The 17,025-nt window shown below is 35.7% G+C and carries 14 protein-coding genes and 4 pseudogenes; 1 reads left to right on the plus strand and 17 read right to left on the minus strand.

Translation table 11 applies throughout. The features are described from left to right. Nucleotides 1-5: 5 nt before the first annotated feature. From D8793_RS10385 to D8793_RS10450, 16 genes and pseudogenes are all read right to left on the minus strand, one after another. Nucleotides 6-1,616 (minus strand): DNA cytosine methyltransferase, encoded by a 1,611-nt coding sequence (locus D8793_RS10385; protein ID WP_125371800.1) that lies wholly within the window; start codon nucleotides 1,614-1,616, stop codon nucleotides 6-8. 12 nt (nucleotides 1,617-1,628) lie between these two features. Then, complete coding sequence (locus D8793_RS10390; protein ID WP_125371801.1) at nucleotides 1,629-3,710, minus strand: AIPR family protein; 2,082 nt, start codon at nucleotides 3,708-3,710, stop codon at nucleotides 1,629-1,631. Nucleotides 3,711-3,731: 21 nt separating this feature from the next. Then, complete coding sequence (locus D8793_RS10395) at nucleotides 3,732-4,664, minus strand: PD-(D/E)XK motif protein (RefSeq protein ID WP_125371802.1); 933 nt, start codon at nucleotides 4,662-4,664, stop codon at nucleotides 3,732-3,734. Then, nucleotides 4,664-7,411, minus strand: coding sequence for a Z1 domain-containing protein (locus tag D8793_RS10400; protein WP_125383865.1), 2,748 nt, complete (start codon nucleotides 7,409-7,411; stop codon nucleotides 4,664-4,666). Before D8793_RS10400 ends, D8793_RS10395 begins: the two co-directional genes overlap by 1 nt. After that, complete coding sequence (locus tag D8793_RS10405) at nucleotides 7,404-8,870, minus strand: ATP-binding protein (protein ID WP_125371804.1); 1,467 nt, start codon at nucleotides 8,868-8,870, stop codon at nucleotides 7,404-7,406. Before D8793_RS10405 ends, D8793_RS10400 begins: the two co-directional genes overlap by 8 nt. Nucleotides 8,871-8,901: 31 nt before the next feature. Further along, on the minus strand, nucleotides 8,902-9,114 hold the full coding sequence (locus D8793_RS10410; RefSeq protein WP_125371805.1) for a helix-turn-helix domain-containing protein: 213 nt from the start codon (nucleotides 9,112-9,114) through the stop codon (nucleotides 8,902-8,904). Between the two features lie 7 nt (nucleotides 9,115-9,121). Beyond that, nucleotides 9,122-9,643 (minus strand): DUF2326 domain-containing protein, encoded by a 522-nt coding sequence (locus tag D8793_RS12050; protein WP_221760780.1) that lies wholly within the window; start codon nucleotides 9,641-9,643, stop codon nucleotides 9,122-9,124. 55 nt (nucleotides 9,644-9,698) lie between these two features. Then, nucleotides 9,699-10,646: an ATPase gene (locus D8793_RS12055; RefSeq protein ID WP_221760781.1), complete on the minus strand. Its 948-nt coding sequence runs from the start codon at nucleotides 10,644-10,646 to the stop codon at nucleotides 9,699-9,701. Nucleotides 10,647-10,744: 98 nt separating this feature from the next. Further along, nucleotides 10,745-10,969: an ABC-three component system middle component 7 gene (locus D8793_RS10420; protein WP_125371806.1), complete on the minus strand. Its 225-nt coding sequence runs from the start codon at nucleotides 10,967-10,969 to the stop codon at nucleotides 10,745-10,747. After that, the gene (locus tag D8793_RS11935) at nucleotides 10,956-11,315 is read right to left on the minus strand and encodes an ABC-three component system protein (RefSeq protein ID WP_185761058.1); all 360 of its coding nucleotides are present in this window, start codon (nucleotides 11,313-11,315) and stop codon (nucleotides 10,956-10,958) included. The genes D8793_RS10420 and D8793_RS11935 overlap by 14 nt, the downstream gene beginning before the upstream one ends. A gap of 212 nt (nucleotides 11,316-11,527) precedes the next feature. After that, nucleotides 11,528-11,791, minus strand: a complete 264-nt coding sequence (locus D8793_RS10430) for a hypothetical protein (RefSeq protein ID WP_125371807.1) — start codon at nucleotides 11,789-11,791, stop codon at nucleotides 11,528-11,530. 33 nt (nucleotides 11,792-11,824) lie between these two features. Then, nucleotides 11,825-12,010 carry a hypothetical protein gene (locus D8793_RS10435; RefSeq protein ID WP_125371808.1) on the minus strand — a complete coding sequence of 62 codons (186 nt, stop codon included), beginning with the start codon at nucleotides 12,008-12,010 and terminating at the stop codon, nucleotides 11,825-11,827. Between the two features lie 20 nt (nucleotides 12,011-12,030). After that, nucleotides 12,031-12,117: pseudogene (locus tag D8793_RS10440) on the minus strand (TfoX/Sxy family protein); the annotation flags it as partial. A gap of 47 nt (nucleotides 12,118-12,164) precedes the next feature. Further along, nucleotides 12,165-13,946: a recombinase family protein gene (locus D8793_RS10445; protein ID WP_125371809.1), complete on the minus strand. Its 1,782-nt coding sequence runs from the start codon at nucleotides 13,944-13,946 to the stop codon at nucleotides 12,165-12,167. 163 nt (nucleotides 13,947-14,109) lie between these two features. Continuing rightward, entirely contained in the window at nucleotides 14,110-14,271 is a 162-nt protein-coding gene (locus tag D8793_RS11940) for a hypothetical protein (protein ID WP_185761059.1), read from the minus strand. 313 nt (nucleotides 14,272-14,584) lie between these two features. Continuing rightward, nucleotides 14,585-14,734: pseudogene (locus tag D8793_RS10450) on the minus strand (helix-turn-helix domain-containing protein); the annotation flags it as partial. A 926-nt stretch (nucleotides 14,735-15,660) separates the two neighbouring features. Here D8793_RS10450 and D8793_RS12440 point away from each other — a divergent pair. Then, nucleotides 15,661-16,561 (plus strand): annotated as a pseudogene (locus tag D8793_RS12440) (IS66 family transposase); the annotation flags it as partial. Nucleotides 16,562-16,789: 228 nt separating this feature from the next. Here the strand turns inward: D8793_RS12440 and D8793_RS12060 are convergent. Beyond that, nucleotides 16,790-17,025: pseudogene (locus tag D8793_RS12060) on the minus strand (hypothetical protein); the annotation flags it as partial.

A 17,025-nucleotide genomic window follows, 5' to 3' on the forward strand; every position in this document is an offset into this window, starting at 1 on the left:
TCTCCTTATTTCTGCGATAATGCTTTATTAAGCTGACTAGCCAATTTCTTTGCTATAGCCTTTGCCATTATAGGTGGCACTGCATTTCCTACCTGCTGATATTGCTTGTCCTTTGTCCCACAAAAAACGAAGCTATCCGGAAAAGTTTGCAAACGAGCTGCTTCTCTTATACTTACTGCTCTGTCTTTTGTCGGATGTACCCACATTGATTTACGCACATTTACTACAGTACCAGACGGCTCATCATATTTTAAGCGAAGATAGATCGTATTCTGCGTTCTTGTAACATCTGTATACGTGTTTGTTTTCATTTCCTCAGATAAGGAATGAAAATTTTGTCCCTGATCTAATGCTTTAAAACGCGCCATAGCTGCTGGTGTCGTTTTAGTTATAATATGATTGTGCAACATCTCTGAGTCACGAAGTGTCAGCGCCAACTCACTCAAGCCAGTTTTAGCTTGTAGCTTTATGCCACTTTTATCATCAGATACATTATAGACCGGCTCAACATCCTCTAAATCTTTAATAGCGTCCTCAACTGTCCTATATGGACCGTCTTTATATTTTCCTTCTGGAAGTTTAACTACATCTGCAATATCTTTTCGAATACCCATTACTACAAAACGCATTCTTTTTTGTGGAGCTCCAAATTGTGTAGCAGATAGAACATCAGCCGAAATAGCATATCCGTCGTCATCTTTGCCCCCCTGGAGCTTTGCCTTTAAATAATCAAAAACGGCATATGAACGTATGTTGGCAATCAGCCCTTTATTGTCGGTATAGCTATCAACCACAATATCATTTTCAAATATCTCCTGTGCCTTACTTATCATTCTTTGGTACATAATTGCTGGTTCAATTAATGCCTTGATCTGGGATTCTTTTATTTTCCCAGCGTAAAAATCTAGTATTGCATTAAACGCAATCCTATCAGCAACAATGACGGAATCATCCTCATCACCCTCTATGTGCTTCTCTGATATTTTAATTAAGCGCGATCTGTGTTTTTCTAATACATCTTTAAACTTAGTTACATTCTTAGATGCTTTATAGATAACGTTCAATTCGAGATAATCGAAATCATCCCATTTATGTTGTTCTAGTTCTTGCTCAGACTGCACAATATTAATTGCTCCATCAAACATAAACTCTGTATCAAGTAAAGCCAACTCTGTATTAGCAGTTTCAATCACATTGCTATCCACTAATTCTCGATCATCTTCACATAAATAAAATCTATGAACATCTGATCTAAGCATACTCACATTTTCCATTACGAATGCTTTTGGTCTTAATTCCAAGATTGCTCTAATATACTGTTTCACCAGGGAATTATTCTGACTAATTGCATGATTCTTTTGCCTATTTGCATTAGAAAATCCCTGACAAGGCGGTCCTCCAATCACAACATCAATATCGCCATATTTTTCTTTTATTTCTGCATAGTTAGCATCTCTAACATCACCAAATACAGCTACTCCCGGGTGATTTTTCTTATAGGTTTCCTGCATTGCAGGATTAAATTCATATGCAACTTTTATATCGAATTTTTTTGTTTGCATAAATCCCAGGCTCAATCCCCCGGCACCTGCAAACAAATCTATTGTATTAAACATAGTTCCTCCATCTTACGCTTCAGTATTAAAGCCTTCTTCGGAGGCTTTGCGCAACAATGCAAGTAGGCGTTTGCATTGATATGTATTTGGTATTTTAGCAGGCATTTTACATGCAATCGCTAATGCAGACACATCTGTAGGTGTAACCATATGATTTCTAACAACAAACTCCGATAATCGCATCCACATTTCTACAGGACAATTAACAACCATTGTCTGTGCCTGAATTTCATTTACAACCTTTTGCTCTTTCTTAGCGGATTTCTGTGCAGCCTTCTGTTCATCGATAGTAATTAAACAATTCTCAATATCTTCAGGAATATCAATATGTATCTTCTTTACATCTTCCCAACAATCATTTCTCTTACACCACTGAGTAACGTTTGCGACTTTTCTTGACGGATCAGTTATTCGCAGAAGGACCAACTCTGCCAATGCTATTAAAACTGTACCCACTTGTTCGGGCACACTCTGCCTATTCCATATCAACATCAAATCAAGTTCTTGTCCTTGATATTGGCTATGTAACAATCTTCTAAATTGTGCCAATGTGTAATATATGATATTTGCACGGTATCCACCCTCGTACCAAGGCTGTTTTGGTATAGTCTTCTCTAAATATTGGAACAAAAGAATCAAGGCTGCAGTAGTTTGGAAATATCTCTCATTAAACTGCTCCTCATTTGCATTCCATTGCTCATCAATGTACTCTGCAAACGAATTAAAATTGGTCTGCGCACCCTTACTTACAACCTGAGGGAATCCTCTCCATGTATTCTGAACCTTTGCAAGATCTGTTTTCTTAATTACCTTATTTTTAGGATGTTGCAACTCAAATTGTTTTTTCTTTGCAGGTGTCAAGCGCATTTGTTCTTGCAGATATTGTCCTCTTGCTCTTTCATAAAACCATTTCGTTTCATACTGTGTGCCTTCAGATGCCGGTGCAAATAAGTGTCTTGATATTTGTTCCATACGACGATGAAATGGATGAGATGCAAAAAAGTCTGCATCACTAACCTTATTCTGACTGTTTGATGATCTAGAAATATTTCTGATCAACTCGTCTGACTCTTCTGGTGTTGATTCATCAATTGAAGTCAATTTCATTTGCACAAAAATAGATGACAAATCTGCTTTATCTTTATATCTTGCATTTGAAATAGAGGCCGTTGTCTGTCCACCATTAATAATCTGAAAATCTCTAACAAAGGTGATAAATCTTCCATGGTTTGTATCCTCTATCTCAACATCCATTGCAGTTGCTGATATACCGTTATTAAACGCAAAAAACATCTGCGGATTGTTCAAGATAGTCCCTCTTATTTTCTTATTGACCGCCACTTTAGTAGATAAGAATGATCTGACATTTCCCTCCAAAAGTTTACTTCCATACTTGTCATATATATCAGCCAAAACAGTTCCAGGAATTACTCCCAGATAGCTACTGTACTGTTCTGTAGACGCTGAGCTAGCTTCTATACACGGAATACCTTCACCACAATACTTCTTAAAGTCAATCTCAATAATCTGACGGCCTTGCTCTGAACAACAGACTCTGAACAAACGATCAATATCCCATATCTGACCTTCTACCGGAATAGAATTATAGTCATCAATTTCTACGGTCTTTATAGCAGCACTCATATCTGCATCGGTAAATACAAGAAAACGATATTTACGAATCGCCTTTTTGTTATACCTTAAAAGATCTACTAAGTCTGCACATGGTGTACTCATCTCTATTTCTTGATATAAATTAGTTGTCAATGCTACATCAAGAAATTTCATAAGCAAGCCAAAATCCTTATTCGCAGCTGTTCCGGTAAGTCGGCGTTCCAAATCATTACCATCAAAATCCGCAATAATAAGATTCATCGTATTATCGAATTCATCGTATACATAACCGTCTACTCTATAATTACTACGCCCACTTTTGCCTTTATAAAAAGACGGTGTGAAATCTGATAACGCCTCAGCATCAATTAGATACTGCGCCATATTATCTACAAAGGATGCACATGACCCTTCTCCTGTAACTGCTGCAGCAGTTTTTATACTCTCTACAAAATCTTTTTTAAATTCGGTAGAATCCATGCTAACATCCTCTCATTTTCGTTACTTTTCCCAGCTTTTTATGCTAGGGATATCTATCTGATAAACAGCATTCGTTATTTCTGTCGGAACATTAACTCTCCGTATTCTCGGAAATGATTCATTTACAGTGTATACTTGCTTTGAGGACACACTAAAATGCTGTCTATCATATTCTTTCATGTCAATATAACCTGCGGCGCCAAGTTTTAATATTAGCTCATCTGGATTTTCGCCGTGTCGTGAAATCAACTCTATTACCTCATGAACCAATCCATATAACGTGAATGATTTTGGTTGATCCGGTGCACATTTATCGATACGATAAATAACCAATTCTCCTTCATCATTTCTATCTAATTGCTCAACAGAAGAAATTGATATTTCTGAAGATGAAGCACCTGTAGATTTAATCTCATGCCAACAATCTGCATATACAAAATCTTGATCTGCTCCTTCTGAACCCACCCAGCCTGCTAAAGCAACAGACGGTAGCATTCCATTTTCTATTTTTTCCTTCAGGAACAACAACTCTCCAATGAGACCTTTCTGTGTATTACTACCTAATACCGCATTGCTTTTATGGTCTAATAGTTTTAACCATGCGTTATATCTGCGCAATACTTTAAGCAATGCAATATCATCAGTTTCTACATTGGAATACTCGATAATATCTCCTACCATTGTTATGAAAACATCTTCCTGTTTTCGATCCATCAATGTAAAGGAAATTGCATATTTCCCATCCTTCCTCTGATTACATGAAGCATCGATACATTTTGACGAATCTATTTTTTTAATTGCCTTTTGGCTCACTATTACGACAGACTTATGCTCCGGTGTTGCATATCGAACATACCACTCAAGCGGATGCTTTACAGATAATTTCAATGCTCCACCAGAATAGTAATTAATAGTATTCCACCTTTCTCTTAATTCATTTTCTTTACCACTCATTACATATCCTCATCGTCATCATAATTGTCATAAACGTCCACCCAATTTCGCAACTCAATTAAGTTAACCTTATAATTTGCAGTTTCAGTGGAGCCACTAGTTTTAGGGAATCCCACTCCTAACGCGAATAAAAATTCAGGTAAATCTTTATTCTCATTCTTTGAATAATCGGCTTGTATTATATGTAGCATTAAAATAGGATCTCTGTTGGCTATCAAATACGCCTTGTCCGGAATATTTTTCTTATTCTCATTTCCTGGTATGTTTCTATATGCTTCTTCCGCATCTTGAATCTCTTTTTTCGTTAATCCAATTCGTGTGCATCCACCAGCTCCAACACGTAACTTAGTACCACTCACACTGATCATTTTCTTATCAGCTAAAATTTTTCTTTTTTCTGTCCCTTCGATCTCTAATATTTCTTCACCACACTGCAACGGCTCATTGTATGGAATACCAGTTCCAGATTTTATCAATACTACATCCCATCCATTGCTCCAATGATGACTCTCTATAAATTCCGCAAGTGCCCTACCATTGAAACTCAAATGCCATGGATTTGTCTCGAAATCTAGCAATAATTGAGCAATATTATCCCCAGGAACATTTTTCCAGTAATAATGTCCTCTCGTACGCTCTTCATCAAAAAATCTATCTCCAATACTACTCAATGAATTTACAAAATTCTTGAATGCTGTCTCATTTGAAGCCAAAATGTTTTTTGATGTTTTTAATCTAGGTGTCTCAAGTAAATTACCAGAGACTGTAACAGGACACGTCAAATCAGTTGCTGTACGCATTTTGTTTCGCGCGGTCACGATTAATGCGCCAGGATCTTGTCGAACTTTAAGGCCAAAGTCTCTAGGAGTTTGATTCGCGTTTCTCATTTTCGAGATTTCTTCCTTAAGTTCAGCTGTTGCTCTAGTAATTTGTCCGTACCAATCGATTGCTTCTGGTGTCATCCATACCTTTGCAACATCCCCATAGTTTGGTCTATATCCGAACCAACGCCCCATCTGCAACAAAGTATCATACATCTTTGTATTACGATGGAAATATGTTACGCCAAGGCCCTCTAATGTCAAACCTCTAGACATACTATTTCCACCTACTGCAATCACTCGTAAACCATCATTCTTATGATTAAAATAGTCTAAGCTTGCAGCACCAGTTTTCATATTTACCGCACGAACTTCAATAGGGGAAATTGCCTTATGCAAATAATTTTTAAGCAAGTTTTCCCATTCTATTCCCACAATTCCGCTCAAATGATACTTGTCCCAAACAACATGCATTGCTTTTATGTTTCTGATTTTTTCACTTTGAGAAAGTGGTAATTTAGCACAGTTTCTAACATCCGATTTTACCTGATCTAACCATACATTCAGCATTTCTTGTATCTGATTTTGAACATTGGTATAAAGGCTTATATGTACCATCATAGATCTATGTTCTGTAAGATCACCTCTATAATCACGAATTGCATTTAGCAACAAGAAATAATATGCGGCTTCATATAGATCCTCTGGTAAATCTTCTACCACAAAGTCTTTTTTATGTTTCGGAGGGAAGCACGCTTCTAACTCTTCTATATCAATCTCTTGGAGCATGTGATCGCTATCAGAATTTTCACCAAATATCCTATCCGCGCCAATATAATTAGTAGGAGCAGACAGCGCATAAATAAAATCAGCTGGAAAGAGATCATCGTCTTTTTCCGGATCAATAAAAATATTTGCAAAAGGCGTTGCTGTAATACCTAAATAAGTAGTTTTACTGAATAAATTCAATAAACGTCTGATACAGTCATTAATTGCAGCAGGCTGAGAATCTTCGTCTTTCGTATTAACTGATGCGTTGTCAGCCTCATCATCAATTAGCATAAGCGGAAGATCAATCTGTCCGGCGGCATTTTGCGTATTATTATCTGACAGCCACTTGATTAAGTTATTCAAAATCCTTTTATTCTTCTTCACCACTAAAATAACAGGACAATTAACATTTTCGATGCCCAAATTATTGTTTCTCAGAATACCGCTATCAAAATCTTTAGTTACAGAAGTAAACGCAACGATTTTTTTATCTGTTCCATATCTTCCTACTCCGACCGGCTGATTCTTTATACCCTGTTCAGCTTTAGGATCCAGATAATATTCGCTTTTTCTTCCAGTACATTCTGCATCCAATCTTTCTTGTGTTTGCTTACGCAAATTCTCCTGCATACCTGCTAAAACAATAATAATTCGATACCCCGTATCCGCTGCTTTGTTACAAATAGCTGTGTAGTTAGCAGTTTTCCCTGACTGTACATCTCCTAGAACCAGACCTTTTATTGAAAAATGATCTTCTGAAGGATCACCACATAAATCTAATATTTCATCTGAAACTTTACCAAGATTTGTTGTAACTCTCGGATTCCAATGTTTCATTTGTTCCAGATATTTCTTATACCTGTTCCAAAAGAAGAAATCGAGGTCGGCTCTCTTTGAAGGTAACCATGATTGATGCCCATTGTTCCGATCATTAATATATACCCCAATATCCATCTGGATTACTAACGATTGCTTGAGTCTAGAAATTATCTCTGCAAATTCATCATCAGAAACCGGCATAATAGATGAATTTGCATTTCTAATCTTAGTGGCTTCCTTTAGAAATTCTTCTTCTGTAGGTGGAACTTCCTTATAAATATTGTTAACAAATGCGGAAATTATATTTTCTAATTGTTCAACATATGGATTAATCATTCTTCAAAATATCCTCCTTAATTTTTTCTACTATATCATGATGTGCCGAATAAGGTTCAATACAATCAATAGCATCCAGTAGATTACATTTTTCTTGCTTGTCAGCACACATCGTAATCATTTCCTGTAGTGATTTTACTATTTCTACATCTGACTGCTCATTATCATTGGTAATTTGCTCATCATTATTCAAATCCACATATAATTGATTAAGAGGCAATCCCATTTCAATCTGTTGCAACAATACATTTAATGACACTTCTATATCGGGATGTGCTTTAATCATTTGTTGCACAAGTGGATGCTCGCGATTAACTTCATAATAAAATCCGCCTTGCTTATTTTTCATACGGTTCCAAACGTGAGTTTCTGTATCACTTATTTCCTTTTTACCTCTGAAAGTCCACGTTCTTTTGCTCCGTTCAGCAATTTGATTAATAATTATCTCCAAATTCTTTCTAACTTCTGCTGGAGGCAATGCGGACGATTTCTTTATGTCTAGAGTCCACAGATCATCTAATGTGTTTGGGATATCAACACGGATTCTGGCAAGTTTTGATAAGTCTCCTTGCCTCATCATTCTGAACCAAGTACCCCAAACCAACAATCTTTTGTTCCTGTATACATAAAACCCTTGTTGTTTTCGAAGTCCATCCTTCCCACCAAGCATTTTAATTTCATCTGATGTCAGCTTAGATATGTGAGGAAGAATATACGGTCTCACTAATATCTTATTGCCCTGAATAACTAATTTTTCATCATCCATGGCTTGAACACTTTTCTCCGTCAAAAATGGGTCAATTCCTTTAATTTTTTCTCCGTTAATTGACAGTTTAAGTTTTGTGATCCCTGATTCACCCGCTAAATATCTGTGGTAAACAAGAGAAAGTTGATCTCTGACTCTATCAATTTTACGTCCTAACGATAGTTCAAAATTGATCTCGCCAGCCTTGAGACGATCTAATTTTTGCCAGACTACTAATGTGCCTGATTCGTATTTTATCAATTCATCAAACTGAGGTATTTGTTGGATATCTTCCTCATCAAGAACATTTAAGGACCAATCTCCTACTTCTGTAACATGATCTATATCCCATTGACGTCCTTCCAAATTATCTCCTTGCTTAGAAATGACAGTCAGACATCTACACTGAGATAAAGATGCAGTTTTTAGTCCTAAGCCAAAGCGTCCTAAATCTTTTTTATCCCTTTCTTCAGTTGGATTCTTACTTCCATATTGCATCGCAACATCAATTTCTTCTTCGGTCATTCCTTTTCCATTATCGAGAATTGCAATATATGCACTGTCTACCGGAAAAAAATAGATATCAACATTCTTTGCATTTGCTGCGATACTGTTATCAATAATATCTGCCACTGCAGCCTCAAGAGAATATCCAATAGCCCTTGTTGACTCAATTAAAGTAGGCGCATAGGGTGGCAAGCTTTTTGTTTTCATTTGCAGATCCCTTCCTTAGCTAAACGAGCGTTTATTCATTTTCATCCCGTATGAATTCCATAATATCCCCGACATCACATTTGAGTTCGTTACAGATTTTTGCTAGTACTTCTGTAGTAACATTTTCATATTTACCTAGTTTTGCAAGTGGAGATGAACTGATTCCTGCATTCTTTCTCAAATCTGATTTTTTCATATTTTTATCAATCAGTAACTTCCATAATTTGTTATAACTCATCTTCATACTGGTTTTACTCCTCTATATTCCATGACCTTCCATACAGTTCACAATTATCATTTGAAAGACGAAGAACACAATTCCTCTCTAGAATATCCCTAGTCTCCGGTCTGCAATCATCCTGCTTGTCATAAGCAATAGGCACTTGTTTCTTTGTGCTATTATAGATTTTTATAATTCCATCCTCGACATTCTTTTCGAGATTTTTAAACAATAACGAATCATGCGCCAACGCCGGAAGTGCTGTAGAAAAAAGCATCGCCAGATCATAAACTATCATTCCTTTATAATTTGATACTGTTCCCGTATCCATAGGCGTTTCAAATTTATAACTATCATAACGATTGAAGTGGATATACGGTGGCTTACGCTGATTCGAAAACAAGGAATCATTAAACTCTTTCATTTTACCGTTCAGAGTTACTTCAATTTCTCTCAAGATATCTTCAATGCTACGTCTTAAAACTTCATCCGCATTGGCCTTTACTTCCTGCAATTCTTTTTGCTTTAAGAACGCCTGATTCTGGGTTCTCAATGCATTTATTTCTCCTGTGATAGCAGAATGTTTATCAAAAAATTCTTTAGAAATATTACCGACAAATCCAAGTTCTTCGGGTGTTTACTATTTCAAATTGTTCTTTTATGATATCAATTTCACCCTTTATAGCATTCTGTTCACTTTTAAACTGTCCGTCTAATATTTTTGCTAATTTCCGATAGTACTGCTCCACTTCATATATCTTTCGAAGATTCACTGTCGGAAAGTATTGTTGTAATGCAGCTATATCTGCCTCTGTCGGATACAACCCATATTCCAAGCTCATATTAACAAGTCTGAGTCGCATTTCTTTTGATTGTAGCAGTGTCTCTAAATTAAGCTTTATTGTTGTTAATTCCGCTTTGCGTTTATTTTTCTCAATTTCTTCATCCGTATGACCTTTTTCTGCAATCTCCATTAAAGTTCCCAATTCCTGTTCTAACGCGCGAATTTCCTGAAGATTTTCTTCATACTTCTTTTTTCCACCGACTAAATTGGAAATAAACACATATTTTCTTGCAGTATTGTAGGCAGCAAGTCTATTTTTATGTTCATCAACGCTCTGTTTGAACACTTCGATATCCTTATACTTATCAAAAAGCGTCAAAATAACATTGATAGATTTTTCCATATTTTGACCCGGAATTCCTTGTAGCGGATTAAGTTCATCATGGTTCTTCTTTCCATAGATTCTGAAGAAACTACTAAGAGTTTTCCTAAATGATATTCCGGCAAAATCCATGTTGTAGTTAACCTTTAACCAGTTCGCAAACTCTGTTTTCGCATAAGTCTTATCAGTTCTACGATAATGATTATCACAAATATAGAAAGTATCACTATCACCGGTATTTCTCTCAAAATAATATCTGATACCATTAAACTCAAATGCAAAGAATATTGGGTGATTACCTTCCTGTTTAACGCCATCACTTTTAACATAAGTATCTCCACCGAATACAAAATCAATTGCCAGTAACGCTGAGGACTTACCTATTGACATAGCTCCATCGCTCTTACCCAGAATTATATTCAAGTATTACATATATTTTATAGTATACCATTCCTTACCCTTTTCCTTAAACGCTAGAGACTTCATTTCTATAAGCAGATGAACATCTCTCCCTCATCATTTATGTCTGTAGCTCCTAAAGCATACAGACAATCCATAACAGACATAAAATCTGTTGCATCATCCAGTAACTGTCTGATTTGCTTGTACAAATCAACAACCGGTACTGGTCCATTCTTAATTGCGTCAAGTACAATTGGAATCTGTGCTAACGTACTCTTTTTATATGAATATAATTTATTAGGTAATTGCATCGAATACCTCACAGCTCTGAACAAAGTACGATACTACAATCTGGCACAAAATCTCATCCATCAGACTAACCTTATGGATTATCTGTGCGATTTCATTAAAAATATCGACCTTCGACTTCTTTGCTTTCTTTAATTTTTTATACATAGCATGTATTTGGTCTTGCACTTCATCATAATCAATATCGTACTTCTCACCATTACAATGCAAAATTCTATTTTCTATATCGAAGAAAATCCCGTAATAGCCCAATGCCTTAGAGATTACCGTATCACGTTTTAGTACCTCCTGTAAATTCATCAAACCATTCTCTCGAATTTCTTTACATTCATCCAATGCTCCAACCACGTGAAAAGCCATTATACGCAAATCAGAGATATCTACATCTGGAATTCTATCAATATTTCTTTCTCAGAATCGCTCAAAACGATTATCACATTCAATTACCAATTCTGTTATATATTCATCTGGGGTCATATCCATGAAATTCAAAAGAAAATAATATGCTGAGTCACAGGTTCTTAAGTCATAATTCAAAAGTATCACTCCTCTTTGTTTCTTTATTTAGCATCAATGTAACGACTGACAGGTATCGGTGTACCATTTCCAATAAACATTCCCTCTCTGAAGGCTCTCAGCATCGAAATCGACGCATTATCTATAAGACCACTATTTTTGTCTTCAAGAAGCAGATCAATCTGTGTCGTAATATCTTTAGAGGACAACTGTTCTATTCCTCTTTGAATCATCGCAATTCTCTCCGGGTCCGTTCCATCATCCATTACAACTGAATTATTGAGAATACTTAAACTTGCCGCTATCATTAATGTGCTTCGCCTTGCTGTATCTAATAATAGTTATACTTCCTCTGGGGAGAGCGCATATTTCTTATCTTCCTGATTTTCAACCTTGTTAACAACTTCAATCTCACTTGCCTTATAGGTGTTTTTCTGCTCAGCGATGATTTGAGTAGCTTTTATAGGCTTATCCGAGTCTTTTATCGCAGATATAAATAGTTTGAGATTTTCCCATCCAGCCTTCATTTTTGCTTTGGATGCTGGAACGGCTCTCTCTTTAAAAATAGTTCATTATTACAAATGCCACCTATCAGCTTACCGTCAAAATACACAAGGTATCCGTCCATCATGGATGCGTCTGCGGGACTCAAAAGGTTTGGGTGAACCTTTTGAGGATTAACTACGTTTCACTAACAAACTCACACACTCGACGTGTGTTGTCTGTTACTTGAGAATACATTTTTTTATCCTCGTCACTGTTTTGAGGACACAATTTATTTGATTCTAGTTTAGCATTTTTACGTTTACTTTTGAATTGTTTGCCATCCTTATTTTGAGTTTCTCCTGTTTTGAAAATTATGGTTAGCATTGCAGGATCAATTTCACCATCGCTATTAACACCACCTACAATAATTTTCTCAACGATACTCTCAAAAACTGTACGATCAAACTCAGTGAGCATTTTCTGTGAAGACAGTAATTGTTTAAACTCAGTTAGTCTTTTCTTAACATCAATTTCTGACTTCAATGTTGTTTCAACATTTACCTTTTCTTCTTCAAGATATTCTTTTTCTGAGAAGAGCTCATTATATTTTTCATTATAAATAGAATCGCTAACTTTCCCTTCGAGCCTTAGATTTACAAGATTCTCCTCTTTTTTTAGTAAGGTTCGAAGTTTGTTTGTAATCCTTTTTAGTTCCTTGTTAAGGCTATTGTCATTCAATTCAGATTCTATCGTTTCAAGCAAGTCTGTCAATAAGTTTTCATTTGAATGATAGAGTTGTCTGTAAGCTTCCATGAAAGCTCCCTCAATAGCGAGCTCTTCTAATCCTTTACTATGCTTACAAAATTTCTTTCCTTTCTTTATCGATGTAACACAGTGCCACACAACTTTGCGATAATCTGAACGGCAGTGCCAACTTCTTCTAGATAATATTGAATCACAAAAGCCACATTCCAACATACTACTGAAAGCATACATTTTTGAATAGCGTTCACGTTTTCCATTTACATTTGCAGCTGTCTTTTTATTTCCTGCCCTACGCAACCTAATCTCCTGAGCTTTCTCAAAGTCCTCTTTAGATACTATAGGTTCATGATTATCTTTGATATAGTACTTATCTTCTTCACCAAAATTACTCAAACGCCTCTTGCTTATTGGGTCAACTGTAAAAGTTTTGCCCATTAGAATATCGCCCTTATATTTTTCATTCTTTATGATTCCTAAGACTGTTGTATCATTCCAATGATCTAATCCTCTCGGAGATTTGTAACCTAGTTCATCAAGTTCCCTTGCTATAACTTTCCCCCCAAAACCTTCTAAGTACCTTGCAAAGATATAACGAACTATTTTTGCTTCTTTTTTATTGATAGAAAGTTGCTTGGTTTCTACATCATAGTCATACCCCAAGCACCCTTGAAACCCTATCAGTTCACCACGTTGCATCTTCATTTTTAATCCCTTTTTCACATGTGCAGATGTATTTTCTACTTCTTGCTGTGCAACAGAGCTAAGAATGGTTAGAAGTAGTTCTCCATCCATAGTAAGGGTATCTATGTTCTCTTCTTCAAAATAAACTCCAATTTGCATATCCTTTAACATTCTGACATACTTCAAAGTATCTAAGGTGTTTCTTGCAAATCTGGCAATTGCTTTTGTGACAATGTAATCTATTTCTCCATTTACACAATCATTTATTAATCGTTGAAAATCTTGTCTCTTTCCTACTTGTGTTCCGGATATACCTTCATCTGCATAAATATCTGCAAGTTCCCAATCTGAACGCTGAGAAATATATTCTTTGTAGTGTCTTACTTGAGATTCATAACTGTTCTTCTGATCATCGCTATCAGAACTAACTCGGCAATAAGCAGCAACCCTTTTTAAATGTCTTTCTACATTGACACCTCTACGTCGAACTAAAGAATCAGCTTTTATTATTTCAACATTATTTTTTTTCATACTGAAATTCCTCCTTTTGATTCTATATTACCGCATTCAAATAAAAAGGTCAGCTATTTTGTGTACTTAATACGCAGTCTGTTTCTGATTTTTTCATATTCACTTTTAGACAACAATTCTTTAGAGTATAAAAAATTAAGCATTGATAACTGAAGACTATATTTTACGACTGTTTGTTCCAAAAATTTTCCTCCTGATAACGTGTTACTTTATCATTTCCTCCGTGGGTATGACTGGTTAGATCATTCATGGGCATCTCACCCGCTGTCCTTTTACGTTGGCAGCCTGAACGTTCAGAAGTATCATTATAATTATTTGTAGTCATGGCAGATAGAGAACCACTCTATTTTATAGTTGACAAATAATCGCTCCTATCATGGCGTATCGCACTAAATTGCTCGACAAATAAGAAAGTTCCACCTCGGTCTATTCAGTTGTCAATGAACAAATCAAGTATCTTAAAGTAAAAATACCTTAAATTTAGTTTATCTAACTCTTTTCTAAAATATTATTTTAGTGACAACATGTCACTAAAAAAAGTAAGGCTAATATTAAATTCACTTTTTATAGTACTGAAGTCTATGGCTGTATTTAAAATCTACTCTACCAACTATATAATCTAAACTGACATCATATTATTCAGCTAACTTGATCAAATCAAAAATATCTATCCTTCTGTTTCCTTCCTCATATCTAGAATATGTAGAACGGCTACAATTTAATAATTGGGCAATATTTTCTTGTGTTAAATCTGCATCTTCCCTCAAATTACGGATACGAACAAACATTGTACTCCTCCTAATTATCCTGAGTATAATCATATTTGAAGGGAGTTTCGTTTTTTGTGACAACTCGTCACAAAGTTGTTCAAAATAATCTTGGATTCTCTAGTCTAGCTTACAATAAAATTTTTAATGTATTTTTTCATCCTTTGTTAGAAGATTCCTTTAGGTAGTGCCTGGAACAGCACATTATTCCCAAATATAAATTAGGACATGACATAGCACACAATCTTAACTATGAAGAGCTCTTTAGTAATATTATTTTAGATGTCAAGTTAGAACTCTCTAACAATTTGGTAAAGCACATCGTTGAGTGATTAGTTATTACAAGAAAAAATTGGTTGTTCTCTCTGAGTTTAGTTAAAGATTGAGCTGTAGCTATCATTATGAGCTTGATTATGACAACTAATAGATTCAGAAAACTTTATCGGCTTACCTTACCACGCGTTCCCCAAATGAACAAACTCTGGTAAAACAGGGAGGACTATAGGCATATTTACCATAACACTAACAGTACAGAAACACTATTTTTAATAATCGAGTAGAAACTATTTTTGGTCACTAACACCACCTTATGTACCGTTCGAAATACAACAGTTCAACTAAAGTTTCGTTAGAACAGTTCGAATTTCCACATCTACCTATGTATGATTTCATTTCTCTTATGCCGTCCAATATTTGTGAAGAGCATATTTCAGCATACATTCTGTGAGAAGCATCTTTACATACAAGAATTATTGCGAATAGAATGTTGTAGGTAGATTATCATTTAATTCTTCAATCCTTAGCCTCACTTCGACTACAGAAATTTCTTCACTACTATGCTGTCTGCTGACTTCTTATGATTCGTTCTTACTACATCTTTAACGATATCGTTTATGAGATCTCATGGGGTATGTTGTACCAAATGCAATCCTGGGTATAATCTTTAAATCGCAACGGAAAACCCATTTGTTCTTCATTATGATATTTTTCCAAATCAGGCGGATACTAAAACCCTTTTGCCATTTCTCGAAACTTACCCACATGACTTAAAGATTGTTGTTGCAGATGCAAGATACGGAAGTGAAGAGAACCTTCTTCGTTTGGATGAGAGCAATGTGAACTATTTGATTAAGTATGCCATGTTTGATAAGGAACAGAAGAAAGCGTACAAACAGCTGGCTAGAAACTTGTCAAACTGGCACTATCACGATCAACGTCGTAGCTGTGTGGTTGTCCAAGAATTCCTCGGTGATTATAATAGGTTTGTCTATTATGATATGTGGAGCGCCTATAGACAATTACCCAATGTCAAATTGTTCAATTGCTGGGCTCATGGTAGCCAGAAGTTTTTTGAAGCTACTCCAAAGGAAGCTGATCTATCGTCACTGGGGTTAAGTGTGATGCGATGTTTCGCATTGAGAAGCTTTGGGAAGTCTTAACACCAGATGAGCAGCTTCAAAAACAGCAAGAATAACTGAAACCTCTAATGAAGGAATTCTTTGATTGGTATCGCCAGCAAGTTGTCTTGTCTGGTTCTAAAATCGGAAAAGCCTTTGCATACCATCTCAAGTATGAAGAAACTTTCAATATAGTTTTAATAGATGGCTGCTTAGTTCTTTCCAATAATTTAGCAGAGATAGCTATCAAGTCTTTGGTTATGGGACGTAAAAATTGTCTATTCTCCCAAAGTTACGAGGGATCCAAGGCGACAGTTGTCTTCATGAGCCTATTTCAGACCACTAAACGACATCACTTGAATACCAAAAAAATATAAGCTATCTTCTAGAACATATTCCTAATGAGGAGAGTCTCGCAAAAAGAGAGACGCTAGAAGCTTATTTACCATAGTCACAAACCATACAAAAAATTGTCGCTAAAAAAATCCAGAACGCCCCCTAGATAACAGGGAACAATTCTGGATTTTTTCTAGATACTTAGTTATGGGACGCTTACAATACAACTTGCTTACTTAAGCGTAAGAAACCAGAATCGTAAAATCAATTACCTTGAAATCATGACTCACGTTGTATTGTTTCATTGTTAATCGTATTCAATTATTTAATTTTCGAGCAACATTTAAACTAGATTTTGTCCTTTTAATTTGATTAGTTTAGGAAGAAGGGAAAATTCAAATCCCATAATCCAGATACAAACTAATAATTTAATACCTAAGCTTGTAGTTGACTGAATTGCTGTATAATAGTAAGTTACAGGTATAAGTATATTCCAATCACTCTGAAACGTGGTTAAAACAATAAGTATCAGCAAAATATTAGGTAAGACCTTAGCTAAAATGGAATCAAATCTTATAC

Origin of the sequence: Streptococcus cristatus, from assembly GCF_003943465.1 — a bacterium.
Classification (GTDB): Bacteria; Bacillota; Bacilli; order Lactobacillales; family Streptococcaceae; genus Streptococcus; species Streptococcus cristatus_C.

Excerpts from the sequence above, each read along its gene's own strand:
- D8793_RS10385 (WP_125371800.1), bottom strand. The coding sequence starts at position 1,616 with ATGTTTAATACAATAGATTTGTTTGCAGGTGCCGGGGGATTGAGCCTG.
- D8793_RS10390 (WP_125371801.1), bottom strand. The coding sequence starts at position 3,710 with ATGGATTCTACCGAATTTAAAAAAGATTTTGTAGAGAGTATAAAAACT.
- D8793_RS10395 (WP_125371802.1), bottom strand. The coding sequence starts at position 4,664 with ATGAGTGGTAAAGAAAATGAATTAAGAGAAAGGTGGAATACTATTAAT.
- D8793_RS10400 (WP_125383865.1), bottom strand. The coding sequence starts at position 7,411 with ATGATTAATCCATATGTTGAACAATTAGAAAATATAATTTCCGCATTT.
- D8793_RS10405 (WP_125371804.1), bottom strand. The coding sequence starts at position 8,870 with ATGAAAACAAAAAGCTTGCCACCCTATGCGCCTACTTTAATTGAGTCA.
- D8793_RS10410 (WP_125371805.1), bottom strand. The coding sequence starts at position 9,114 with ATGAAGATGAGTTATAACAAATTATGGAAGTTACTGATTGATAAAAAT.
- D8793_RS12055 (WP_221760781.1), bottom strand. The coding sequence starts at position 10,646 with ATGTCAATAGGTAAGTCCTCAGCGTTACTGGCAATTGATTTTGTATTC.
- D8793_RS10420 (WP_125371806.1), bottom strand. The coding sequence starts at position 10,969 with ATGCAATTACCTAATAAATTATATTCATATAAAAAGAGTACGTTAGCA.
- D8793_RS10430 (WP_125371807.1), bottom strand. The coding sequence starts at position 11,791 with ATGATAGCGGCAAGTTTAAGTATTCTCAATAATTCAGTTGTAATGGAT.
- D8793_RS10435 (WP_125371808.1), bottom strand. The coding sequence starts at position 12,010 with ATGAAGGCTGGATGGGAAAATCTCAAACTATTTATATCTGCGATAAAA.
- D8793_RS10445 (WP_125371809.1), bottom strand. The coding sequence starts at position 13,946 with ATGAAAAAAAATAATGTTGAAATAATAAAAGCTGATTCTTTAGTTCGA.
- D8793_RS11940 (WP_185761059.1), bottom strand. The coding sequence starts at position 14,271 with ATGACTACAAATAATTATAATGATACTTCTGAACGTTCAGGCTGCCAA.